At 64.2% G+C, this 23,863-nt stretch carries 21 protein-coding genes; 18 read left to right on the forward strand and 3 right to left on the reverse strand.

Annotated elements, in window-relative coordinates; all coding sequences use genetic code 11:
- Window positions 1-101: 101 nt before the first annotated feature.
- The 8 genes from soxC (at window position 102) to ABID44_RS03530 (ending at window position 11,023) form a co-directional block, all read left to right on the forward strand.
- Window positions 102-1,388 carry a sulfite dehydrogenase gene (soxC, locus tag ABID44_RS03495; protein WP_354150293.1) on the forward strand — a complete coding sequence of 429 codons (1,287 nt, stop codon included), beginning with the start codon at window positions 102-104 and terminating at the stop codon, window positions 1,386-1,388.
- Window positions 1,372-2,064 (forward strand): c-type cytochrome, encoded by a 693-nt coding sequence (locus ABID44_RS03500; RefSeq protein WP_354150294.1) that lies wholly within the window; start codon window positions 1,372-1,374, stop codon window positions 2,062-2,064. Before soxC ends, ABID44_RS03500 begins: the two co-directional genes overlap by 17 nt.
- An 81-nt stretch (window positions 2,065-2,145) precedes the next feature.
- On the forward strand, window positions 2,146-2,481 hold the full coding sequence (locus tag ABID44_RS03505) for a c-type cytochrome (RefSeq protein ID WP_354150295.1): 336 nt from the start codon (window positions 2,146-2,148) through the stop codon (window positions 2,479-2,481).
- A gap of 55 nt (window positions 2,482-2,536) precedes the next feature.
- Window positions 2,537-3,802 carry an FCSD flavin-binding domain-containing protein gene (locus tag ABID44_RS03510; RefSeq protein WP_354150580.1) on the forward strand — a complete coding sequence of 422 codons (1,266 nt, stop codon included), beginning with the start codon at window positions 2,537-2,539 and terminating at the stop codon, window positions 3,800-3,802.
- Window positions 3,803-3,963: 161 nt separating this feature from the next.
- A complete protein-coding gene (locus tag ABID44_RS03515; RefSeq protein WP_354150296.1) occupies window positions 3,964-5,241 on the forward strand; it encodes a cysteine desulfurase-like protein in 1,278 nt (425 codons plus the stop codon).
- A 276-nt stretch (window positions 5,242-5,517) separates the two neighbouring features.
- Window positions 5,518-8,550, forward strand: a complete 3,033-nt coding sequence (locus tag ABID44_RS03520; RefSeq protein WP_354150297.1) for an aminotransferase class III-fold pyridoxal phosphate-dependent enzyme — start codon at window positions 5,518-5,520, stop codon at window positions 8,548-8,550.
- A gap of 176 nt (window positions 8,551-8,726) precedes the next feature.
- Window positions 8,727-9,311 (forward strand): TRAP transporter small permease subunit, encoded by a 585-nt coding sequence (locus ABID44_RS03525; protein ID WP_354150298.1) that lies wholly within the window; start codon window positions 8,727-8,729, stop codon window positions 9,309-9,311.
- On the forward strand, window positions 9,308-11,023 hold the full coding sequence (locus ABID44_RS03530) for a TRAP transporter large permease (RefSeq protein WP_354150299.1): 1,716 nt from the start codon (window positions 9,308-9,310) through the stop codon (window positions 11,021-11,023). The genes ABID44_RS03525 and ABID44_RS03530 overlap by 4 nt, the downstream gene beginning before the upstream one ends.
- 74 nt (window positions 11,024-11,097) lie before the next feature.
- Here the strand turns inward: ABID44_RS03530 and ABID44_RS03535 are convergent, their stop codons facing one another.
- Complete coding sequence (locus tag ABID44_RS03535) at window positions 11,098-12,207, reverse strand: TRAP transporter substrate-binding protein (RefSeq protein ID WP_354150300.1); 1,110 nt, start codon at window positions 12,205-12,207, stop codon at window positions 11,098-11,100.
- Window positions 12,208-12,571: 364 nt separating this feature from the next.
- Between ABID44_RS03535 and ABID44_RS03540 the strand changes: the two genes are divergently transcribed.
- The 7 genes from ABID44_RS03540 (at window position 12,572) to ABID44_RS03570 (ending at window position 18,152) form a co-directional block, all read left to right on the forward strand.
- Window positions 12,572-13,018, forward strand: a complete 447-nt coding sequence (locus ABID44_RS03540) for an RrF2 family transcriptional regulator (protein ID WP_354150301.1) — start codon at window positions 12,572-12,574, stop codon at window positions 13,016-13,018.
- Window positions 13,019-13,050: 32 nt separating this feature from the next.
- Window positions 13,051-13,515 carry a group III truncated hemoglobin gene (locus ABID44_RS03545; protein WP_354150302.1) on the forward strand — a complete coding sequence of 155 codons (465 nt, stop codon included), beginning with the start codon at window positions 13,051-13,053 and terminating at the stop codon, window positions 13,513-13,515.
- Window positions 13,515-14,756 (forward strand): NnrS family protein, encoded by a 1,242-nt coding sequence (locus ABID44_RS03550; RefSeq protein WP_354150303.1) that lies wholly within the window; start codon window positions 13,515-13,517, stop codon window positions 14,754-14,756. Before ABID44_RS03545 ends, ABID44_RS03550 begins: the two co-directional genes overlap by 1 nt.
- Window positions 14,753-15,052, forward strand: a complete 300-nt coding sequence (locus tag ABID44_RS03555) for a DUF6522 family protein (protein WP_354150304.1) — start codon at window positions 14,753-14,755, stop codon at window positions 15,050-15,052. The genes ABID44_RS03550 and ABID44_RS03555 overlap by 4 nt, the downstream gene beginning before the upstream one ends.
- An 18-nt stretch (window positions 15,053-15,070) precedes the next feature.
- Complete coding sequence (locus ABID44_RS03560; protein WP_354150305.1) at window positions 15,071-15,286, forward strand: hypothetical protein; 216 nt, start codon at window positions 15,071-15,073, stop codon at window positions 15,284-15,286.
- A gap of 221 nt (window positions 15,287-15,507) precedes the next feature.
- Window positions 15,508-17,802, forward strand: a complete 2,295-nt coding sequence (locus tag ABID44_RS03565; RefSeq protein ID WP_354150306.1) for an FdhF/YdeP family oxidoreductase — start codon at window positions 15,508-15,510, stop codon at window positions 17,800-17,802.
- Window positions 17,799-18,152, forward strand: coding sequence for a hypothetical protein (locus tag ABID44_RS03570; RefSeq protein ID WP_354150307.1), 354 nt, complete (start codon window positions 17,799-17,801; stop codon window positions 18,150-18,152). The genes ABID44_RS03565 and ABID44_RS03570 overlap by 4 nt, the downstream gene beginning before the upstream one ends.
- Before the next feature lie 130 nt (window positions 18,153-18,282).
- On the opposite strand, the gene ABID44_RS03575 is transcribed toward ABID44_RS03570, so the two are convergent.
- Entirely contained in the window at window positions 18,283-19,044 is a 762-nt protein-coding gene (locus ABID44_RS03575; protein ID WP_354150308.1) for an IclR family transcriptional regulator domain-containing protein, read from the reverse strand.
- A 135-nt stretch (window positions 19,045-19,179) separates the two neighbouring features.
- Between ABID44_RS03575 and ABID44_RS03580 the strand changes: the two genes are divergently transcribed.
- From ABID44_RS03580 to pcaF, 3 genes are read left to right on the forward strand one after another with little or no spacing between them, the layout of a single operon-like run.
- Complete coding sequence (locus tag ABID44_RS03580) at window positions 19,180-19,902, forward strand: 3-oxoacid CoA-transferase subunit A (RefSeq protein ID WP_354150309.1); 723 nt, start codon at window positions 19,180-19,182, stop codon at window positions 19,900-19,902.
- Window positions 19,899-20,570: a 3-oxoacid CoA-transferase subunit B gene (locus tag ABID44_RS03585; RefSeq protein ID WP_354150310.1), complete on the forward strand. Its 672-nt coding sequence runs from the start codon at window positions 19,899-19,901 to the stop codon at window positions 20,568-20,570. Before ABID44_RS03580 ends, ABID44_RS03585 begins: the two co-directional genes overlap by 4 nt.
- A gap of 1 nt (window position 20,571) precedes the next feature.
- Complete coding sequence (gene pcaF / locus ABID44_RS03590) at window positions 20,572-21,780, forward strand: 3-oxoadipyl-CoA thiolase (protein WP_354150311.1); 1,209 nt, start codon at window positions 20,572-20,574, stop codon at window positions 21,778-21,780.
- Between the two features lie 55 nt (window positions 21,781-21,835).
- Here the strand turns inward: pcaF and htpG are convergent, their stop codons facing one another.
- Window positions 21,836-23,722, reverse strand: a complete 1,887-nt coding sequence (htpG, locus tag ABID44_RS03595) for a molecular chaperone HtpG (protein ID WP_354150312.1) — start codon at window positions 23,720-23,722, stop codon at window positions 21,836-21,838.
- Window positions 23,723-23,863: the final 141 nt, after the last annotated feature.

Below are 23,863 nucleotides of genomic sequence, written 5' to 3' on the forward strand. Positions count from 1 at the left end.
CCAGCCTCGCAAGGAGCCGGCTTTACGCCGGCTTTCTTGTCGCTCTATACATAGAAAAATTCATATGTTAGAATTGATGAAAGATTTCTCTGGAGGATATCATGGCTGAGCGGCGGCAATCGCTGTCTCCCTCACGGCGCGGCTTCCTGACTGGCGGACTGATGGGCGCAGCCGCCCTTGCCGGTTCTGGTCTGGCCAGCGCCGGCAAGGCGCGGGCGGGCGAGGGCGAGGAGGTCATCACCGAAATTCAGGACTGGAACCGCTATCCGGGCGATGGCGTCGATGCGCGTCCCTATGGCCAGCCCTCGCAGTTCGAGGCCCATGTGGTTCGCAAGAACGTCCCCTGGCTGACCTCCGATTCCATTTCCTCGGTGAACTTCACGCCGCTGCATGAACTTGATGGCATCATCACGCCGAACGGTCTGTGCTTCGAGCGTCATCACGGCGGCATCGCCGAGATCGAACCGGGCGCACACCGGCTGATGATCAACGGTCTGGTGGAGCGCCCGCTGGTCTTCACCATGGCCGACCTCAGGCGTTTCCCGCGCGAGAACCGCATCTACTTCCTTGAATGCGCGGCCAATTCCGGCATGGAATGGCGCGGCGCCCAGCTCAATGGCTGCCAGTTCACCCACGGCATGGTCCATTGCGTGGTCTATACCGGCGTGCGCCTCAGGCATCTGCTTGAAGAGGCCGGCGTGAAGACGGAAGGCAAGTGGCTGCTGGCCGAGGGCGCCGACGCTTCCGCCATGACCCGCTCGATCCCGTTGGAGAAGGCGCTGGACGACTGCATGGTCGCCTTCGCCATGAACGGCGAGGCGCTGCGCCCGGAACAGGGCTACCCGATCCGCCTTGTCGTGCCCGGCTGGGAAGGCAACATGTGGATCAAGTGGCTGCGCCGCCTCGAAGTCGGCGACCAGCCGTGGCACCAGCGCGAGGAAACCTCGAAGTACACGGACCTGCTCGCCAACGGCAAGGCCCGCCGTCACACCTGGGTGATGGATGTGAAGTCGGTGATCACCAATCCCAGTCCGCAGGCACCAATCACTCATGGCAAGGGGCCGATGGTGTTGTCGGGACTGGCGTGGTCCGGCAATGGAGCGATCAGCCGGGTCGACGTATCCATCGACGGAGGCCGCAACTGGAAGACAGCGCGCATCGACGGGCCGAGCCTGCCCATGGCGCTGCATCGCTTCTACTATGAATTCGACTGGGATGGCTCGGAACTGTTCCTGCAGTCGCGCGCCATCGACGACAAGGGCTTTATCCAGCCGACCAAGGAGCAGCTGCGCGCGGTGCGCGGCCCCAACTCCATCTATCACAACAATGGCATCCAGACCTGGCATGTCGACGGCGAGGGAGTGGTCGAAAATGTCGAGATTTCCTGAGCTCGTCCTTGCCGCCGCGTTGCTCGCGGCATCCGCTTCCGCTGCGCCTGCCGCGCAGGACGCCCCGACCGGCGGCAATCTCGGCATCGGTCGCGTGGCCACCCCGGAGGAGGTCGCGGCCTGGGATATCGATGTGCGTCCCGACGGGCTGGGCCTGCCCGAAGGGCGCGGCACTGCGGCCGAAGGCATGGCCGTATACGACGAGAGCTGCGCTTCCTGCCATGGCGATTTCGGCGAGGCCATCGACCGCTGGCCGGTGCTGGCTGGCGGGCGGGGCACGCTGGAGGACGAGCGCCCTGAAAAGACCATAGGCTCTTACTGGCCCTATCTGTCGACCGTTTACGATTATGTGCGCCGGGCCATGCCTTTCGGCAATGCGCGCTCCCTGTCAGACGACGACGTTTATGCGCTGACGGCCTATCTGCTTTACCTCAACGACATTGTCGATGATGAGGATTTCGAACTGTCGAAGGAAAACTTCACCTCGATCAAACTGCCCAACGAGGACAACTTCATCGATGATGACCGGCTTGAGGAGCCGCACTACGCCGACAGGTCCGAACCGTGCATGAGCGACTGCAAGCCGGGCAAGGCGGAAATCACCATGCATGCGGCGGTTCTGGACGTCACGCCCGAGAACGCAGATGACAACGCTCCGCAAGGAGGCATCGACTGACCGTCTTCCGGTCGGGTTTTGGGAGGAGCCCGGGTGGTTTTTTGCAATATTGGACGCGCTCTGGCCGCATCGTTCACTGCCATGCTTGTGTTTACGGTGGCGTCACCGGCGCGCGCCGGTGACGCCACCGCCGCCTCGCAGGTCGAGGAGGCGGTGGTCCGCACCCTGTTGCTCGACGCCGATCCCGCCTATGGCGAATATCTGGGCGGCGAATGCGTCACCTGCCATCGGACGTCCGGGGCGTCCGGCGGCGTTCCCCCGATCGCCGGGTTGCCAGCCGGCTATACGGTGCGCGCGCTTTCGGAATACAAATTCGGTCTTCGCGACAACAATGTGATGAAGCTGATGGCGACGCGGCTGGCCGATGATGAGGTCGCCGCGCTGGCGGCCTATTTTGCGCAGATAAGGAAGGACTAGCCTATAGCCGGTCCTTATGGTTTTGGGCTCGGAGAGGGAGGTGGCCATGAGCACGATGACCAGAAGGCGTTTCGGACTGCTGACAGGAACGGGCGCGGCGATGCTTGCCATGCCCACCGTTCTGCGGGCGCAGGAAAGGCCGCGCGTCGTGGTGGTGGGCGGCGGCGCGGGCGGCGCGACAGCGGCGAAATACATCGCCCGCGACTCCAGGGGAGCCATCGAGGTCACGCTGATCGACGCGGGCGAGCGCTTCACCACATGCTTCTTTTCCAATCTCTATCTCGGCGGCTACCGCGACCTGAATTCCATCACCCATTCCTATGACGATCTGGTCGCGAAATACGGGATCACCAAGGTGACGGGCATGGCGACGGCGGTCGATCGCACGGCAAAGACCGTGACCATGGCGGATGGGGCAACCATTCCCTACGATCGGCTGGTGCTCTCACCCGGCATCGAGCTGATCTGGGACTCGGTTCCGGGATATTCGCAGGAAGCAGCGGAAATCGCTCCCCATGCGTGGAAGGCGGGCCCACAGACAGAACTGTTGAAGAAGAAGCTCGACGCGCTGTCCGATGGCGAGAACATCGTCATGGTGGCTCCGCCAAACCCCTATCGCTGTCCGCCCGGTCCCTACGAACGGGTGTCGATGATGGCGCATGTGCTGAAGGCCAGGGGCGACAAAGGGTCGAAAATCTTCGTCATCGATCCCAAGGAGCAATTTTCCAAGCAGGCCCTGTTTCAGGAAGGCTGGGACCGGCACTATCCCGGAATGGTGGAATGGTATGGGCCCGACGTGCATGGCGGCATCAAAATGGTGGATGCGGCCGCCGGCACGGTGGAAACCGATCTCGATACGTTCGAGGGCGCGTTGCTCAACATCATCCCAGCACAGCGTGCCGGCGCTATCGCGCAGGCGGCGGGCGTTGCCGATGAAAAGGGCTTTTGCCCCATCGATCCGGCCTCGATGCGCTCGGCCATGGATGAGGCCGTGTTCGTCATCGGCGACGCCTGCGTAGGTGGCGACATGCCGAAATCCGCCTTCTCCGCCAACAGCCAGGCCAAGGTGGCGGCCATGAATGCGCGCGCCGATCTGACCGATGCGAAGGCGTTCCCGGCCAGATACTCCAATACCTGCTGGTCGCTGATCGAGACTGACGATGGCGTGAAGGTTGGCGCGCAATACGCGCCGCAGGACGGCAAGATCGCTTCGGTGGAAGGTTTCGTTTCCCAGCTTGGTGAGAATGCGGATCTGCGCAAGGCGACCTATGAGGAGTCTGTCGGCTGGTATGACGGGATCATCGCCGACATGTTCGGCTGACGCAGCCGGCCGGAACGGCTGAGCGGAGTTTTTCGCGCCGCCGTTCCATGCCGGACTTTCGGCCTCCACCTTGAGGATGATAGCGCCGGGACCGGTGATCGGTTAGGGCAATGGGATAGCGGCGAGCGCCGCGCCCCATTCACCGCAGTTCGAGGCCAGCCATGACCCTGCATACCTTGCCAGTTTTCCCGATCGAAGCGGTGCGCAGCCGCTTTCCGGCGCTGTCGAAACCGGAGAATCCACCGGTTTATCTGGACAATCCGGCCGGCACGCTGGTTCCGCAGCAGGTTATCGATGCGGTCGCGGAAGCCATGGCCACCGCCAGCCACAATCTCGGCGGCTATTTCGAGGGCTCAAAACGCGCGGGAGCGCTGTGGCTCAGCGCCCATCAGGCGATGGCCGACATGCTGGGAGCCGCCTCCTGGCGTGAGATCGTCATCGCCCAGAGCATGACGACGCTCACGCTGCATCTGTCCCGCTCCATCGGGCGGCTGTTCAGGCCCGGCGACGAGATCATCGTCACCCGGATGGATCATGAAGGCAACGTCTCGCCATGGCTGCTGCTGGCGCGCGACCTCGGCCTGACGGTGAAGTGGCTGCCCTTCAATCGCGAGAGCTGGCGCATCGAGCCGGCCGATCTGGAGCCGCTTCTGAGCGAGCGCACAAAGCTTCTTGCGCTCAATTTCTCCAGCAACATGACCGGCTCGGTCAATGACGTGGCGGCGCTTGCGGCGCTGGCGAAGAAGGCGGGCGCGCTGGTCTATGTCGACGCCGTGCAGCTCGTACCGCATCGCCTGCCCGACGTGCGCTCGCTGGGGTGCGATTTCCTCGCCTGCTCGTCCTACAAGTTCTTCGGTCCGCATCTCGGCGTGCTGTGGGGCAGGGAGGAACTGCTTGCCGGACTGGAAGCCTACAAGGTGCGCTGTGCGACGGAGGAACTGCCGGGCCGCTTCGAGGCCGGCACGCCGCAAACGGAGCTGCTTGCCGGTCTTGCCGCGACGGTCGATTATATCGAATGGCTGGGCGAGGCGACCGGACATTCGGGCTCGCGCCGCGAAAAGCTGCTTGGCGCTTATCGCAGCTTCGCCGCCTATGAGGATGCGCTCACCCGCCGCCTGATCGAAGGACTGCTTGCCTTGCCGGGCGTCACCGTTCAGGGCCTCACCGATCCGGTGACCCTCAAGCATCGTGTGCCGACTGTTTCCTTCACCCATGCCACTGTCTCCACCCATGTCATCGCCGAAGGTCTCGCCGCCCGCGACATCTGGGCCTGGTCGGGGCACAATTATGCGCTGGAACCGTCCCGTCTGCTCGACCTCGACGAGAATGAGGGCGTGGTGCGGCTGGGCATCGCCCACTACAACACCATGGCCGAGGTCGAGCGCACGCTTGGCGCGATCGCTGAACTTGTCGGTCGGCAGGTGGCTGCATCTGCCTGAGGCATCGGAGACGCCTGCGAAATCTGTCTCTACAGGCGGTGCGTCCCCGCTCGAATCGTTCGCCCGCAATCCGGGTATTTCCAGCACCACGGCGAAGACGCGCCGGCAGAACCTCTGCGCCAGGCTTGGCCTCGCCACGCGGCGTTGCAGACAAAAGACGCGCTTGCGTCGTGGTGGTTCCGCGACAAGCGCTGGCCTGTGACTTTCCTTCTTCAGGCGGGTTACAGGCATGCCGTATGAACGCTAGGACTAGCTGGTAAATTCGGGAGAATGCTTATGGACGGTCAGGGCGCGGGTCAGGATTGGCTGCTCGGGGTGCTGGAGCAGTTCGGAGTGAGCGGGCCGCTTGGCCGGCTGGGCGGCGAGCACGATCTGAATTTTCGGGCTCCGGCGGCCGATGGCGACGTCATCGTCAAGGCGATGCGGCCGGGGAGCGATGCAGCATTTGTCGAGCGTCAGTGCAAGGCGATCGCCTTCGCCCATGCCGCCGATCCCGATCTGCCGTTGCCTCAGGTGCTGGCCCTTTCCGATGGCCGCCTGTGGCTGGAGGCAATTGATGAGAATGGGCAATCCCGGATCGTTTGGGTGCAGAAGGCGCTGGAAGGCGTCGCCATGGGCGAACTGGGGCCGCAGCCGGCTGCCGTCCTGACCGAACTCGGGGGCCTCGCGGCGCGCCTCGACAGCGCCATGGCGGGTCTTGAGCTGGAGCCTGTGGCGGAGGCAGCCAAATGGGATCTGTTGAAGGCTGGCTGGATCGGAAGTCGCCTCGATGTGCTTGAGGGCCAGCGCCGCCAACTGGTCGCAGAGATTGTGGCCGGGTATGAAAGGGCGCTGCCGCGCCTGTCGGCCCTGCCGGTTCAGGCGATCCACAACGATCTCAACGATTACAACATTCTCGTCAGGCCGGCTTTAACGACGTCGGCGAGGATCACCGGCATCATCGATTTCGGCGATATGACCACGGGGCCACGTGTGTGCAGCCTCGCCATTGCCGGCGCTTACGCGATCCTCGATCATGAAAGACCGGAACAGGCGCTATCGGCGCTCGTCGCCGGCTATCATGCCGTTTCGCCTCTGACCGCCGGGGAGATCGACCTGATCTGGCCGCTTCTTCGCATGCGGCTGGCGGTAAGCGTGGTCAATTCGACCATAGAAGCGAGCGGCCGTCCCGACGATCCCTACGTGGTCATTTCACAGGCCCCTGCCTGGCGTCTTCTGGAAAACGACGCTGTCGACGGCGCGCTGATGAGCGCGCGGTTGCGCACGGCCTGCGGTCTGCCGGCGACGGACAGTTCGACGCGGATATGTGATTGGCTCGATCGAAATCGCGGCGGTTTCGCGCCCGTAATGGGCGTCAGCCTGGCAAAGGCCGAAGCGGTGAGCCTTGCCGTCGAGGATAGCATCCTGCCGGAAAATCCGTTCGCGCTGCGCCCGGAGGAAGCACGCCGCCTCACTGGTTCTTGCGACGACGCCATTCGCCTTGGCCGCTATGGCGAACCACGGCTGATCTACACCGATCATGCGTTTCGCAAGGGGCCGTGGAAAGGGTCGAACCGGCGCACGATCCATATGGCGGTCGATATTTTCGCACCCGCCGGGCAGAAGGTGCATGCGCCGCTGGCCGGCAAGGTGGCGATGGTGGAATACCGCGCCAGTCCGCTGGATTATGGCGGTGTCGTCATTCTGGAGCATCGCACCGGCGAAGAGGATGTTTTCTATGCGCTTTACGGCCATCTCGACCCGATCGTATGCGAGCGCCTGAAGGTCGGGGACGAGATCGCGGCGGGGGCGGCCTTCGCCAGCTTCGGCGGGCCGGAAGGCAATGGTGGCTGGGAGCCGCATCTGCACTTCCAGCTTGCCCTGACGCTCGACGGCATGGGCCACGACTGGCCGGGCGTCGCCGATCCGGACGACTGGACGCTATGGCGGGCGCTATGCCCCAATCCGGCCGCGCTGCTCAATCTGCCCGATGATCGCGTGGCGTGCAAAACGCTCGACACCCAGGCGCTACTTGAAGAACGCAAGGCCAGTTTCGGCGCCAACCTCAGGCTCAGCTACCGTCGCCCCGTCACCCTTCTGCGCGGCTGGCGACATCATCTCTTCGACGAGAGGGGCAGGCCTTATCTCGACGCCTACAACAACGTGCCGCATGTGGGGCACGCGCATCCGCGCATTCGCGCGGTGGCCTGCGACCAGCTCGCACGCATGAACTCCAACACGCGCTACCTGCATCCCGCCCAGATGGGGCTGGCGGAACGCCTGACTGCGCGGCTGCCTCAGGAACTGGAAATCTGCTTCTTCGTCAATTCAGGTTCGGAGGCCAACGAACTGGCGCTGCGGCTGGCGCGCGCCGCCAGCGGCGGCTACGACATCGTGACGCCCGATCACGGCTATCACGGCAACACCACCGGCGCGATCGACATCTCGGCCTACAAATTCAACAAGCCGGGCATGCACGGACGCCGCCCATGGGTGCATCTGATAGATGTGGCCGACGACTATCGCGGACGTTTTCGCCGCGACGATCCCGACCGGGCAAAGCGCTATGCCGGACAGGTGGAGGCGGCGTTGGCGGAAGTCGAGAGGCGCGGGGGCAAGCTGGCCGGCTTCATCGCCGAGACGTTCCCCAGCGTCGGCGGCCAGATCATCCCGCCGGAGGGCTATCTCGCCGAGGTCTACCGGCGCATCCGCGCCGCAGGCGGCGTCTGCATCGCCGATGAGGTGCAGACCGGGCTGGGTCGGCTGGGCGATTTCTACTTCGGCTTCGAGCAGCAGAAGGTGCGGCCCGACATCGTGGTCCTGGGCAAGCCGCTGGGCAATGGCCACCCGGTCGGGGCGGTTATCACCACGCGCGAGATCTCCGGGCGGTTTGCCGAAGGGCCGGAATATTTCTCCACCTTCGGAGGCTCCAACCTGTCGTGTCGGATCGCTTCGGAAGTGCTCGACATCGTCGATGACGAAGGCTTGCAGGATAACGCGGCCGCGATGGGCGAGCGTCTGCTGCGCGGCATGCGCGAGCTTGGCCAGCGCCACGAAGTGGTGGGCGATGTGCGCGGCATGGGCCTTTTCACGGGTCTCGACCTTGTGACGGACCGTGAAAGTCGGGCGCCGGCGACCGGGCTTGCGGACTATGTGATGAACCGGCTGCGCGATTTGCGTATTCTCGTAGGACGCGAAGGGCCGGCGGACAATATTCTGAAGATCAGGCCGCCGCTCACCATAGAAACCGGCGACATAGACATGCTTCTCGACCGGCTGGATCTGTGCCTAAAGGAGGCCGGCTCCATACTGAAGGTCAGCGGTTCCTGAGAAATAACGCAACGACATGCGACGAAAGTCGCATGTCGTTGCGCGCTTTTCCCCGATGCAGGGAGAAAGCTTGCGACCGGACTGTTGACCGGTACCATCGTGCAAGCCATAGGTTTTTCCCTCAGGCGGCGTCTGGATTCGGGGGATGGCGTGCGCCCGCATCAGGGAGGACTTGCATGGAAGGGCTTCTCGCTCTGTCCCGAGCCATCGATCGTTTCAACGAATTCATCGGCAAGACGGTATCCTGGCTGATTCTGGCGTCCATCCTGGTCAGCTCGATCAACGCTGTGGTGCGCAAGACATTCAACGTCTCGTCGAATGCATGGCTGGAATTGCAATGGTATCTGTTCGGCGCGGCCTTCCTGCTGGCCGCCGCCTATACGCTCAAGCAGAACGAGCATATCCGCATCGATATCGTCTATGGCGTATGGTCGCGTCGCGTGCAGCACTGGATCGACCTCATCGGCCATATCTTCTTCCTGATGCCGTTTACCCTGCTGATGGTCTACTATCTCGTTCCCTACGCGCTGCGCTCCTTCCGCAGCGGCGAGATGTCGACCAACGCCGGCGGCCTGATCATATGGCCGGCCAAGGCCTTGCTTCTTGCGGGGTTCGTCCTGCTCGCGCTGCAAGGCGTTTCCGAGATCATCAAGAAGATCGCGATCATGCGGGGCCGCATGGATGATCCCCACCCGTTCGTCTCGGCTCATGAACAAGCCGAAATCGACGCCAGGAATCTGGCCGACGAGGTTCGTTCATGATCGAATTCATCGCGCAGAACATGGCGCCGATCATGTTCGTCTCGCTGATCTTCTTCCTGCTGTTCGGCTATCCCGTCGCTTTCGCGTTGGCCGCCAACGGCCTGTTGTTCTTCTTCATCGGGGTGGAGCTCGCGCCGTTTTCCGGCGGATCGATCAATCTGGCGTGGCCGCTGCTCTATGCGCTGCCCGAACGTTTCTACGGCGGCGTTCTTGCGAACGAAACCCTGCTCGCCGTCCCCTTCTTCACGTTCATGGGCATCGTGCTGGAACGCTCCGGCATGGCCGAAGACCTGCTCGATACGATCGGCCAGCTTTTCGGCCCTGTTCGGGGCGGTTTGGCCTATGCGGTCATTCTGGTCGGTGCGCTGCTTGCGGCCACGACAGGCGTGGTGGCGGCCTCCGTCATCGCCATGGGCCTGATCTCGTTGCCGATCATGCTGCGCTATGGTTATGACCGCCGGCTTTCCTCGGGCGTGATCGCGGCTTCGGGCACGCTGGCGCAGATCATCCCGCCATCGCTGGTGCTGATCGTGCTGGCCGACCAGCTCGGCCGCTCCGTCGGCGATATGTACAAGGGCGCGCTGATCCCCGGCCTGGTGCTGACAGGCTTCTACATGCTCTATGTGCTGGTGATGTCGATCATCCGGCCGAACTCGATGCCGGCGCTTCCACTGGAGGCGCGCACGCTTGGGCATGGCGTCACATCGCTGTTCTTCGCGCTGGCGATCGCCGGCGGCATCGGCTGGGCCGCTTACAGCTATCTGGAGCCCACCCATGGCGCCAATGCCGACATATGGGGCGGGGCGGTTGGCGTCGTCGCCATCTATCTCGCCGCAATCGTCGACAAGCGCTTCAACCTCAACCTGATGTCCAGGCTGGCGCAGCAGGTGGTGATCGTGTTGATCCCGCCGCTCGCCCTCATCTTCCTGGTGCTCGGCACCATCTTCCTCGGCATCGCGACGCCGACCGAGGGCGGAGCCATGGGGGCGGTGGGCGCGCTGGTGATGGCCGCCGTCAAGGGCCGCCTGTCGCTCGATCTGGTGAAGCAGGCGCTGGCGTCGACGACGCGGCTGTCGTCATTCGTGCTGTTCATCCTGATCGGCGCGCGCGTCTTCTCGCTCACCTTCTATGGCGTCAACGGCCATCTGTGGGTGGAGCATCTGCTGACCTCGCTGCCCGGCGGCGAACTGGGCTTCCTCATCGTGGTCAGCTTGCTGGTGTTCTTCCTGGCCTTCTTCCTCGACTTCTTCGAGCTTGCCTTCATCATCGTGCCGCTGTTGGCCCCGGCGGCCGAGAAGCTGGGCATCGATCTGATCTGGTTCGGCGTGATCCTGGGCGTCAACATGCAGACCAGCTTCATGCATCCACCGTTCGGCTTCGCGCTGTTCTTCCTGCGCTCGGTGGCGCCACGTTCGTCCTATATCGACAAGATCACGCGCCAGAAGATCGCTCCCGTCACCAGCGGCCAGATCTACTGGGGTGCGGTCCCGTTCGTCGGCATTCAGATCTTCATGGTCGGTCTGACCATCGCGGTTCCGGCCATGGTCATGCACTACAAGGGCAAGGTGGTCGATCCGGGCACGATCGAGATCAGGATGCCGGACCTGCCGGGGCTGGGCGACGGCGGACTTGGCTTGCCGCCGCTGGGCGCTCCGGCTCCCTCCGGAGCCCCTGTGCCCCCCGATCTTTCGCAGCCGCCCAGCTTCAACTGAGGAAGCGCTTGCCGGAAAAAGCAAAAACCCCGGGGCCAGAGCTCCGGGGTTTCCCATAACAGGCCGAAAACGGCTTACAGCTTGTTGGCGCGCTGCTGGAGCATCATGAACGTGTCGAAATTGTACTCGGCCACCTGCGCCCACAGATAATGGTCCTTGCGGAAGGCTGTTATCGAGTCCCAGATCTTCTTGAAGTCCTCGTTCGATGCAGTCATCTCCGAATAGATATCGTTGGCCGCGTCGAAGCAGGCCGACAGGATTTCCTGGCTGAACGGACGCAGTTGTGCGCCATTGGCGACCAGCGACCGCAACGCCTTCGGGTTCAGGTAGTCGTATCTCTGGAGCATGTCGGCGTCGGCGGCGCGGCAGGCCGTGTGCAGCATCGCCTTGTAGGCTGCCGGAAGCTCTTCATACTTCTCCTTGTTGAACATGAAATGGACAGTCGGACCGCCTTCCCACCACCCGGCATAATAGTAGTAGGGCGCGACTTTCTGGAAGCCCAGCTTCTCGTCATCGAAGGGGCCGACCCATTCGGCGGCGTCGATGGTGCCTTTCTCCAGAGAGGGGTAGACGTCGCCGCCGGCGAGTTGCTGCGGCACTACACCCAGCTTCTCCACTACCGCACCTGCAAAGCCCGCAATACGCATCTTGAGGCCCCTGAGGTCGTCGAGCGTATTGATCTCCTTGCGGAACCAGCCGCCCATCTGGGTGCCGGTGTTGCCGCCAGGCAGGCCGAACAGGTTCTGCTTGGCCAGAAATTCATTATACAGCTCGATGCCGCCGCCATGGTAATGCCAGGCGTTGCGGCCGCGCGCGTTGAGCGAAAAGGGAACGTCGGAACCCAGCGCCCATGCCGGATTCTTGCCCCAATAGTAATAGCCGACAGTGTGAGCGACCTCGACGGTGCCGGCGCTGGCCGCGTCGGCAGCCTGCAGGCCGGGCACCAGCTCGCCGGCGGCGAAGACCTGGATCTGGAAATTGCCGTCGGTCGCCTCCGACAGCATCTTCGCCATCACCTCGCCGCCGCCGTAGACGGTTTCGAGGGACTTGGGAAACGAGGACGCCATACGCCAGGTGATTTTCGGATTGCTTTGCGCAATGGCCGGGGTGGCAAGCGCCGCGCCGGCGGCGACTGCGCCCACGCCGGTCGTGCCGGCCTTTCTGATGAATGAACGACGATCCATATATGTCCTCCCTTTCCTGAAGCTGGGGCCGCCCGTCGTCAGGAGCATTCCGCCGGAAGTCCTTGATTTCCAAAGCCAGCCGTTGCGCAGACAATACACGCCAGCCTTTGCGTGTCCAGCGTAACCGCCCGCATCGGCGATGGGCGGAAGGCGCTCTGCGACTATAGTCTAATGCGCGCGAACGGCGCCTCCATCGGGGCCGCTGCGACCTTACCGCACATTTCCAGACCGAAATATTTCCATACAAAGAAGTATTGAATATACTTGTTTAAAGCAGGTGGCGGTCAGGCGGGCCAATCAGCCAGGAAAGTCGGATGTCTTTCGACCGTTATCCCAAAAGCCGCTTTCCGGAAAGGACGACGCCATGCGTTTGACGCTGCACACCGATTATGCGCTGCGCATGCTGATCTACGCCGCCATGCGGCCGGATCGGTCCTGCACGGTCAACGACGTGGCCGAAGCCTACGAGCTGTCGCGCAACCACCTGCTCAAGGTGGCTCAGACGTTGCGCGAGCATGGCTTCATCGAGACGGTTCGGGGCCGTTCCGGCGGCATAAGGCTGGAGCGTGAGCCCGAAACCATCTGCGTCGGCGCGCTGGTGCGGCTGATCGAGGAGGACTTCTCGCTGGTCGAATGCATGCAGGCGCGCGGCGGCCAGTGCGTCATCTCGCCCTGCTGCGAACTGAAGAACATGCTTTCGGAAGCGCTCGCCGCCTGGCTGGCGGTTCTGGACAAATACACCCTCGCCGACATCGTGCGCAACAAGAGCCATCTCAGCTTCCTGTTGGGCATCGAAACAATGGCGGCATAGACCGGCCGGCAGAACGGCCAAGGAGAAAGCCGATGAAGGGACGCCCCGCACCGCAACGCACCATCGTGGTGGATGGCAAGCCGTTGCCGGAGGCGCTGGACGAGGCGATGATCGCCGCCGTGGTCCATGGCTTCTATGACGAGATTCGCAAGGACGATCTGCTGGGGCCGATCTTCAACGGCGCCATCGCCCCGCAGGACTGGCCGCACCACCTGGGCAAGATGTGCGCCTTCTGGTCGGCGACGCTGCTGCGCACCGGCCGCTACGAGGGACGCCCGCTGCCTCCGCATCTGGCGCTGCCGGGGCTTGGCGAGGAGCATTTCCGGCGCTGGCTCACCCTGTTCAGGGCCACCGTGCATGCGCTCTGCCCGCCCGAGGTGGCCGCGTTGTTCATGGACCGCGCCATGCGCGTCGCCCATTCCTTCAGGCTGGCCATCGCCTTCAATCGCGGCGAGGATACCGTGCAGGTCACGCCGATCCTTCAGGAAACCTTGTGATGACCGCCGATGCGAGACGTTTATCGCTTGCAGCACAGCGCAGGCGCAGCGCGGAAGGCCCCGCCGTGCTCTCCTACGGGTTCAGGCCGTTCTTCCTGCTGGGCGCGCTCTGCGCCGGCCTGACCGTGCTGGCCTGGTTGCCGATCCTCAGCGGCTCGATAGAAACGTCGAGCGCATTCACGCCCGTCGACTGGCATGTGCATGAGACGATGTTCGGCTATCTGGCCGCAATCGTCACCGGGTTCCTGCTCACCGCCATCCCGAACTGGACGGGACGTCTGCCGGTGCAGGGCGCGCCGCTGCTGGCGCTCGTCCTGTTGTGGGCTGCCGGGCGCTTCGCCGTCTTTTTCTCCGCCGAGATCGGCTGGGTGGCTGCGGCGATCATCGATTGCGCCTTCCTCGTCGCCGTCGCCGCCGCGGCCGCCAAGGAGATCGTCGCCGGCCGCAACTGGCGCAACCTCATGGTTCTCGTTCCCGTCACCGTGTTCGTGCTCGCCAACGTGCTGTTCCACATCGAGGCCGGCCTCGCCGGTTCCAGCGATTACGCCCGCCGGCTGGCGATCGCGGCGGCGATCGTGCTGATCGTCATCATCGGCGGGCGTATCATCCCGAGTTTCACCCGCAACTGGATGGTGCGGGAAAATCCGGGCCGCTTGCCCGTGCCTTTCAACGCTTTCGACAAGGTGACGATTCTGGTGTCGGCGGCGGCCCTGCTTGTCTGGGTCGCCGCCGCCGAGGGACCGGCAGCCGGTGCGCTGCTCAGCGCGGCGGCGTTGCTCAACTTCGTCCGGCTGGCGCGTTGGGCCGGTGATCGGGCCGTCCGCGACCCGCTCGTGCTGATCCTCCATGTCGCCTATCTGTTCGTGCCGGCCGGATTGCTGCTGGCCGCTCTCGCGGCGTTCGATGCGGCCCGCTTTCCACCCGTTGCGGCGCTGCACGCCTTCGGCGTCGGGGCCATCGGCGCCATGACGCTGGCGGTGATGACCCGCGCCACGCTTGGCCATACCGGGCGCGCCCTTCGGGCGGATGGGCCGACCCGGTTGATCTATGCGGCGATCGTACTTGCCGCGCTGATCCGCATCGTCGCGGGCTTCATGCCGGAACAGACCGGCCTGCTGCATCTTTCGGCTGGCCTCTGGTGTCTTGCGTTCTTCGGTTTTTGCCTGCGCTATGGCGGCATGCTGACAAGGCCGAAGCTGAAACCGAAGTCGCCTTCGCAACCGCCGGGGAGGCCGGCATGACGGCTTTCGTCGGGCGGCCGGTGGTGGCGCGGGATACAGCGGGCGCTTTCACGCTCGACGCCGACATGCTGGCGGGGCACTTCGGCTGGCCGCCCGAAACGCTGCGCGACTTCATGCGCCGCGGCATGGTGGCAAGCACCGTGGAGCGCGGGGAAGGCGAGGACCAGGGCAAGTGGCGGCTTACCGTGCGTTGCGGCAACCGCCGCTGGCAGGCCATCGTGGAACCGGACGGCGCGGTCGTTTCCGAGCATGTCGAATTCGTGCCGTTGCGAACAGGGAAAACGGCCAGCCTCTGAGGAGCGGGGGAACCGGTGATGGACACAGGCAGCATCATTGCAACCGAAGCCGACATCGAAGAAATCGCCCGGGAAGGCTACGACCGTTGCCATCCGGAGGACAGTTTCGCCGACCTCGTTCACCGCTCCGCCTTCTCCAAGGAAGACCGCTATCTGCTGCGTCAATGGCTTAGCTATGCGAGGGCGGAAGCGCAGCGGCGGGCGGCTGCAAGGTCCCAGGATTCGCATCGGTAATTTTCGGCGGGAACCGCAGATTTTTATGCCGTTCATAACTGCGCCGGCGCGCGTCGCCGCCGCGGGGGCGCAAGCGCGTGTCGCGCATGAACCATCATCGCAGGAATCGCCCGCATCTTCCCTAGGCGATTGTTTCCGAAGCATAATTACGATAGAAATTTTCTATCAAGCCATTATATCAGGCTACTTGACCCGATCTGGCGATGCGCGATCTATGGCGCATGGCTACGACATTCATCGGCAGGAAATCGGCCGCCGCCGGCGGCTGGGGCGCGCTCAAGAGCTGCGGCAGGAAGCTTCTGGAAAGCGGCTCGCCGCTCGCCGGCGCACGCGCCATGCTCAAGGCGAACCAGCCGGATGGCTTCGACTGTCCGGGCTGCGCCTGGGGCGACCCCGAGCATGGCTCATCCTTCGAGTTCTGCGAGAACGGCGTCAAGGCGGTCGCCTGGGAAGCGACTGAAAAACGCGCGACGCCGGAGTTCTTCGCCGCCCATACGGTGACGGAACTGCGCGGACTGAGCGATTACGAGCTGGAGCTGAACGGCCGCCTCACCCACCCCATGCGCTACGACGCGGCGAGTGACCGCTACCTGCCCATCGACTGGGAGCAGGCCTTCGCCGAGATCGGCACGATCCTGCGCGGGTTTGACAGTCCCGACCGCGCCGAGTTCTACACCTCGGGCCGGGCGAGCAACGAGGCGGCGTACCTTTACCAGCTTTTCGTGCGCATGTATGGCACGAACAATTTCCCCGACTGCTCCAACATGTGCCATGAGGCGAGCGGTGTCGGCCTGAAGCAGGCCATAGGCGTCGGCAAGGGCACGGTGCTGCTGGAGGATTTCGAGGAGGCCGACGCTGTTTTCGTCATCGGCCAGAATCCCGGCACCAATCATCCGCGCATGCTGGGCGACCTGCGCCGGGCGGCCATGCGGGGCGCGCGCATCGTCGTCTTCAACCCGATCCGCGAGCGCGGGCTGGAGCGATTTTCCGATCCGCAGGACAAGATCGAGATGATCCGGGGCGGCTCGACCGACATCGCCAGCCACTATTTCCAGCCGGCGCTCGGCGGCGACATGGCCGCCGTGCGCGGCATGGCCAAGGTGGTTCTGGCGGCGGAAGACGCGGCAGTGGCGGCGGGACGCCCCTCTGTGCTCGACCATGCATTCCTTGCCGAACATTGCACCGGATTCGAGGACTATCGCCTTGCGGTGGAGGCCACCGGCTGGGATGAGATCGAGGATCAGTCAGGCCTGACCAGGAGCCAGATCGAGCAGGCGGCGGAGGTCTATATGAAGGCCGACCGCGTCATCTGCACCTGGGCCATGGGTGTCACGCAGCATCTACATTCGGTCGCCACCATCCGCGAGATCGCCAGCTTCATGTTCCTGCGCGGCAATATCGGCCGGCCGGGAGCGGGCCTGTGTCCGGTGCGCGGCCATTCCAACGTGCAGGGCGACCGCACCGTCGGCATCAACGAGAAGCCGGCGTCCGCTTTCCTCGACGCGCTGGAGAAGGAGTTCGGCTTCACCGCGCCGCGCAAGGACGGGCATAACGTGCTGGCGGCGATCGGCGCCATGCTGACTGGCGGCGCGCAGGCTTTCATCGGGCTCGGCGGCAATTTCGCCCGCGCCACGCCAGACAGCGCGCTGGTTTCGAAGGCGCTCGCCCGGCAGAAGCTGACGGTCCACATCGCCACCAAGCCCAATCACTCCCACCTCATGCCGGGCGAGGTGAGCTTCATCCTTCCCTGCCTGGGCCGCACCGAGATGGACCTGAATTCGCAGGGGCAGTCCCAACTCGTCAGCGTCGAGGATTCCATGAGCATGGTGCACGGCTCGGGCGGCATCAACCGGCCTGCATCGCGCCATCTGCGCTCGGAGGTGGCGATCATCGCCGGCATAGCCGCCGCCACGGTCGGGTCCGACAAGGTGGACTGGATGGAGCTGGCCGAGGATTATGACCGCATCCGCGACCATATCGAGGCGACCATTCCGGGCTTCGAGGACTACAACAAGCGCCTGCGCAAGCCACGCGGTTTCCATCTGCGCAACGCTGCCGCGCACCGTGAATGGGACACGCAAGCCGGCAAGGCCACCTTCTTCACCGGGCCGTTGCCGGAAGAGACCGTGCATCAGCGCGCGCGGCGTGAAAACAACCGCTTCGCCTTGCAGACATTCCGTTCGCACGATCAGTACAACACCACGGTCTATGGCCTCGACGACCGCTATCGCGGGGTCTATGGCGAGCGGCAGGTGATCTTCATCAACCCGCAGGACCTGCGCGAACTGGACGCCGAAGCCGGCGACCGCATCGATGTGGTCGGCGTCCACGACGACGGAATCGAACGCGTGGCGCAGAATTTCCGTTTCGTGCCCTATGATATCCCGCGCGGCAGCATCGCCGGCTATTATCCGGAACTGAACGTTCTGGTGCCGCTGGGCAGCGCGGGCGAGGAAAGCGATACGCCGACCTCGAAATCTGTGATGGTGACATTCCGCCAGCGCGAGGCGGCGTGACGCGCGCGGAGCCGGATGCCGGGGCCTTCGTCGCCATAGCCGAAGGGCTGGCCCGTCTGGACCAGCGGCTGAGCATTCTCCAGGCCGGATTTCTGGCCGCCGCACATCTCGGCATCGCCCATGACAGCCGCAGCTTTTCGCGGCTGCTCGGGATCGAGCATGCGCTGGTGCTGCGTGAAATTACCGCGCTTTCCGAGGCTGGAGACCTGCTTGAGGTCACCCGGCGCAATGCGCGCACGATGCGTAGTTTCTTTGCGCCGGGCGCGGCGGGCGAGCGCCTGCTTGCCGCTGTCGCGAAGGATTGCAAGCACGTCCACAGCGTCGCCCGGCGATCTTGCGAAGATGCATAGGCGTTATGTCGCGGGAGACGAGTGCCGCGCCCGTCAGCGGTGAAGTCCGATGCAGCGCGGCCGCTGCGCCAGCTTCTTTTTCAGGCCGCATTTGTGCAACGTCAGACGTTCCGTCTGACTGCAAAATCCTCTAACGCAGCACCGTGCGCAGTTCCGACTGGAGCCCGCGCAGCGCCTGAAGATAGAGCGGCACCAGTCCCTCCACGGCGACCTGCGTTGCCGGCACGCCGACATTGACGGCCGCGACCACTGTCCCGCGCGCGCTGAAAAGCGGTACAGCTATGGAACGCAGGCCAAGCTCCACCTCCTGATCGATTAGCGCATAGCCCTGATTTTTCACCCGGCTCAATTCGGCCAATATCGCGTCGGGATCGGTCAGCGTATGCGGGGTGCGCGCCGCCAGCGGCGCGGCAACCAGAATCGCACGGGCGTCATCCTCGGGCAAGGCGGCCAGCAACGCCCGCCCCATCGAGGTGCAATAGGCCGGCAGGCGTGAGCCCGGCATGAGCGCGATCGACATCACCTTTTTTTGCGCCGCGCGGGCCACATAGACGATGTCGTCCCCGTCGAGGATCGACACCGACGAGCTCTCGCCGATTTTCTCCGACAGCGCATCGAGCAGCGGCTGCACCAGTTGCGGCAGCGGCATGGTGGCGAGACAGGCGGTGCCAAGCCGCAGAACGCGCGGCGTCAGCGTGAAGAATTTGCCGTCATAATCGGCGTAGCCCAGATGAGCCAGTGTCAGCAGGCAGCGCCGCGCGGTCGCCCGGTCGAGCCCGGAGGCCGCCGACACTTGCGAGATCGACTGCCGCGGCCGCTCGGCGGTGAAGGTTTCGATCGCCGCCAACCCCTTGGCCATTCCGCCCATGATGTCGCGCTCCAGAATGGTCATGCCGCGCCTTTCAATTTGTGCGATAGATCAACAAATGAATCATATCGCACAAATACCATTGCCGGAAGAGGCTGACCCTGCCTAGTTTGCCGGCCAGGATCGGGCCGTCTCTTGCCCGTCCGGAAAGGATTCTGAATGGACAAGACAGTCGCCGGCCTTAGCGAAGCGGTCGCCGGCATCGAGGATGGCATGGCCGTGATGATCGGCGGATTTGGCGGCGCGGGAGTTCCCATCGAGCTGATCCACGCCCTCATCGACCGGCATCGCGCGACCGGCAGCCCGAGGAACCTGACGGTGATCAACAACAATGCCGGCAATGGCCGCATCGGCATCGCCGCCATGATCGACGAGGGAATGGTGGCGAAAATGGTGTGCTCGTTCCCGCGCTCGTCCGATCCGCGCGCCTTCACCGAAAAATATCTGGCCGGCGAGATCGAGCTGGAGCTGGTGCCGCAGGGCACGCTGGCCGAACGCATCCGAGCCGGAGGGGCGGGCATTCCGGCCTTCTATACGCCCACGGCCTATGGAACCGACCTCGCCGTAGGCAAGCCCGTCGAAGCGTTCGAGGGCCGCAACTATGTGCAGGAACGCTGGCTGAAGGCCGATGTGGCCCTGATCAAGGCCGAGCTTGCCGATCCGCACGGCAACCTCACCTATCGCAAGGCCGCGCGCAATTTCTCGCCGCTGATGGCGATGGCGGCGCGCGCCACGGTCGTGCAGGTCACGAAGATCGTGGCGGCTGGCGACATCGACCCCGAGCAGGTTGTGACGCCCGGAATTTTCGTCGCCCGTGTCGTTGAGGTGGAGAACGCCGCCCAGGAAGAAGCGCTGATTCGCGCGGGAGTGGAATACGCATGACAGCCAAGCTCACAAACGCCCAGATCGCCTGGCGCGCGGCGCAGGACATCGAGGACGGCGCTTACGTCAATCTCGGCATCGGCTTTCCCGAAATGGTCGCCAGATTCCAGCCGCCGGGGCGGCAGGCGATCTTCCACACCGAGAACGGGATGCTGAATTTCGGCAAGGCCCCGCCGGAAGGGGAGGAAGACTGGGACCTGATCAATGCCGGCAAGAAGGCGGTGACGCTCAATCCCGGCGCGTCCTTCTTCGATCACGCCGACAGCTTCGCAATGGTGCGCGGCGGGCATCTCGATGTCGCGATCCTCGGCGCTTATGAGGTGGCCGAGACCGGTGACCTCGCCAACTGGAGCACTGGTCCCAAGGGGGTTCCGGCAGTGGGCGGGGCCATGGACCTTGTGCACGGAGCAAAGCGCGTCGCCGTCATCACCGATCATGTGACTCGGGATGGCCGTCCGAAGCTGGTCAGGGCGTGCAGCCTGCCGCTTACCGGCGTCGGCTGCGTGACGCGGGTCTACACCAGTCTCGCCGTCATCGACATCGCCGCATCGGGCTTCGTCCTGCGCGAGAAGCTGGCGGCCATCAGCCTTGATGAATTGCAGGGGCTCACCGGAGCCGCACTGGTCGTCGAGGGCGCTATTTCCGACCTTACCGTTCCGGAGCTCTGACATGCCTGAAGCCTTTATCTGCGACTATATCCGCACGCCCATCGGCCGTTTCGGCGGATCGTTGTCTTCAGTGCGCGCCGACGACCTTGGTGCGGCGCCGCTGAAGGCGCTGATGGAGCGCAATGCCAATGTCGACTGGGAAGCGGTCGACGACGTGCTCTTTGGCTGCGCCAATCAGGCCGGCGAGGACAACCGCAACGTCGCCCGCATGGCGGCGCTGCTGGCCGGATTGCCGCAGGCCGTGCCGGGCGCGACCATCAATCGGCTGTGCGGATCGGGCATGGATGCGGTGATGAGCGCCGCCCGCGCCATCAAGGCGGGCGAGGCCGAACTGATGATCGCCGGCGGCGTCGAATCGATGAGCCGCGCGCCCTTCGTCATGCCCAAGGCCGAGGCGGCGTTTTCGCGCGCTGCGGAAATCCATGACACCACCATCGGCTGGCGCTTCGTCAATCCGCTGATGAAGAAGCAGTACGGTGTCGATTCCATGCCGGAGACGGCCGAGAACGTGGCCGCCGATTTTTCCGTCAGCCGCGCCGATCAGGACGCCTTCGCCGTGCGCAGCCAGGAAAAGGCCGTTGCCGCGCAGGCAAACGGCAGGCTGGCTGAGGAAATCGTGCCGGTGAGCATCCCGCAGCGCAAGGGCGATCCGGTAGTCGTCTCGAAGGACGAGCATCCGCGCGCCGGCACCACGGTGGAGACGCTGGCGAAGCTGGCGACGCCGTTCAGGAAGGAAGGCGGCTCGGTCACCGCCGGCAATGCGTCGGGCGTCAATGACGGCGCGGCTGCGCTCATCGTCGCTTCGGAAGCGGCGGTGAAGAAATACGGCCTCACCCCCATCGCTCGCGTGCTCGGCGGCGCGACCGCGGGCGTCGCCCCGCGCATCATGGGCATCGGCCCCGCGCCGGCCACGCAAAAGCTGTGCGCGCGGCTTGGGCTCACGCCTTCGGCCTTCGACGTCATTGAACTCAACGAGGCGTTCGCGTCGCAGGGCATTGCGGTGCTGCGCCAACTTGGGCTGGCCGAGGACGCGGCGCACGTAAATCCGAATGGCGGAGCGATCGCGCTCGGCCATCCGCTCGGCATGTCGGGCGCACGCCTCACCGGCACGGCGGCGCTTGAGCTGAAGCTGCGCGGCGGAAAGCTGGCGCTGGCCACCATGTGCATCGGCGTCGGCCAGGGCATCGCCATCGCGCTTGAGGCGGTGTGACCTCCGTTACGGTGCGAGAAGAAGAAAACGGCGGGATGTTCCCCGCCGTTTTTTGCTATTTAAGGCTCAGGCCGCGTTCGATCAGCCGGGCCAGACGCTGCGAGAACGCTTTTGCATCGACCGGGCGGTCGCCGTCCAGCACGCGCGCCTCGTCATAGAGCATGTGGGCGACGTCGCTGCGGAACTCCGGTTCGCCTTCGCCAAGCTTCGCCAGCGCGGCGATGCGCGGGTGGCGCGGGTTGACTTCAAGGATCGGCTTCGACGCTGTATCCAGCCGGCCGGCGGCGCTGAGCAGCCGTTCGAACTGGCGGTCGAGCGCGTCTTCCGGCGCGACGAGGCAGACGGCGCTTTCGGTGAGGCGATCCGAGGCGCGCACATCCGATACGTCGTCGCCAAGCGTTTCCTTGACGAAGGCGAGGAAACCCTCGACTTCGGCCGGGGCTTGCGGCGTGTCCTTAGCTTCCGCATCGGTCAGCGGAATGTCGGCAAGCTCCGCGCCGCCCTGCGTCACCGACTTGAACGGCTTGCCCTCAAACTCCGGCGCATTGGCCGTCCAGAACGCGTCGATCGGATCGGTCAGCAGCAGCACCTCGACGCCGCGCGCCTTGAAGCCTTCGAGCTGCGGCGAGCTTTCCAGCCGGGCGCGGTCGTCGCCAGTCATGAAGTAGATGGCCTTTTGGCCCTCCTTCATCGAATTCACGTAATCGGCGAGGCTGCGCGGCTTGTCACCGGGCGTTGTCGAGCTGAACCGCACCAGCTTGAGCAACTGCTCGCGGCGCTCGAAATCCTCATAGAGGCCTTCCTTGATGACCGCGCCGAAATTCTCCCAGATCCTGCCATAGGCCTCCGCATCGCTGTCGGCCAGTTTCGCAAGGTCGTTCAGCACGCGGCTGGTGACGCCCTTGCGGATGGCGGCCAGAAGCGGGTTCTGCTGGATCATCTCGCGCGAAATGTTCAGCGGCAGGTCGGCGGAATCGACGATGCCGCGCACGAAGCGCAGATAGCGCGGCGTCAGTTCCGCATCGTCGGTGATGAAGACGCGCCGCACATAAAGCTTCATGTGGCCGCTGCGGTCCGGGTCGAACAGGTCGAAGGGACGCGAGCCCGGAATGAAGGCCAGAACAGTGTATTCCTGACGCCCCTCGGCGCGGAAATGGATGGTTGTGGCGGGCTCGTCATATTGGCCGGCGACGCTGCGATAGAAGTCGGTGTACTCTTCCGGCTTGATCTCGCTCTTCGGCTTGACCCAGAGGGCAGTGCCGTCGGCGATCTCGCGCGGCTCCGCGCCGGGCTTTTCCACCAGCGTGACTGGCACCGGCACATGGCCCGAATGCGATTTGACCAGCCGTTCGAGCCGGTGGGGCTCGGTGCAGGAGGCGGCGTCCTCCATGAGATGCAGCACCACGCGCGTGCCGCGCGGCGGCGCATCCCCGATTGCTGCCGGGCCTACCGAATAGGAGCCCTTGCCGTCGGAAGACCAGCGCCATGCTTCATCCGAGCCGGCCGGGCGCGAGATCACCTCGACCTTTTCGGCCACCATGAAAGCTGAATAGAAGCCGACGCCGAACTGACCGACCAGTTCCGCATTTTCGCCGCCCTTGGCCGCTTCCAGCCGTTCCATGAAGGCGCGGGTGCCGGAACGGGCGATGGTGCCCAGCGCCTCGGTCATCTCCTCGCCGTCCATGCCGATGCCGTTGTCCTCGATGCTGAGCAGCCTGTTTTCGGCATCGGCGAAGAGGGCGATGCGCGGCTTCGGATCGTCGCCCAGCAGTTCGGGCCGCGCGATCGCCTCGTAGCGCAGCTTCTCGCAGGCGTCTGCGGCGTTAGAGATCAGCTCGCGCAGGAACACGTCCCGGTCGGAATAGACCGAATGCACCATCATGTGCAGAAGACGGGCGACGTCGGCCTCGAAGCTTCTGGTTTCCATCTCTGTTGTCGTCATTTCGGATTGCCCCTGAATTATCCGGCTCCCAGATGGCGGTATGGACGCAGATTTTCAAGACTTGAAAGCGGCTGTCCGCGTTCCATGCAAAAGGGCGGGCGAAGTGATTTCGCCCGCCCTTTGTCATCTGTCGAGCCGCTT

This window comes from Aquamicrobium ahrensii, assembly GCF_040545755.1.
GTDB classification, from domain to species: domain Bacteria; phylum Pseudomonadota; class Alphaproteobacteria; order Rhizobiales; family Rhizobiaceae; genus Mesorhizobium; species Mesorhizobium ahrensii.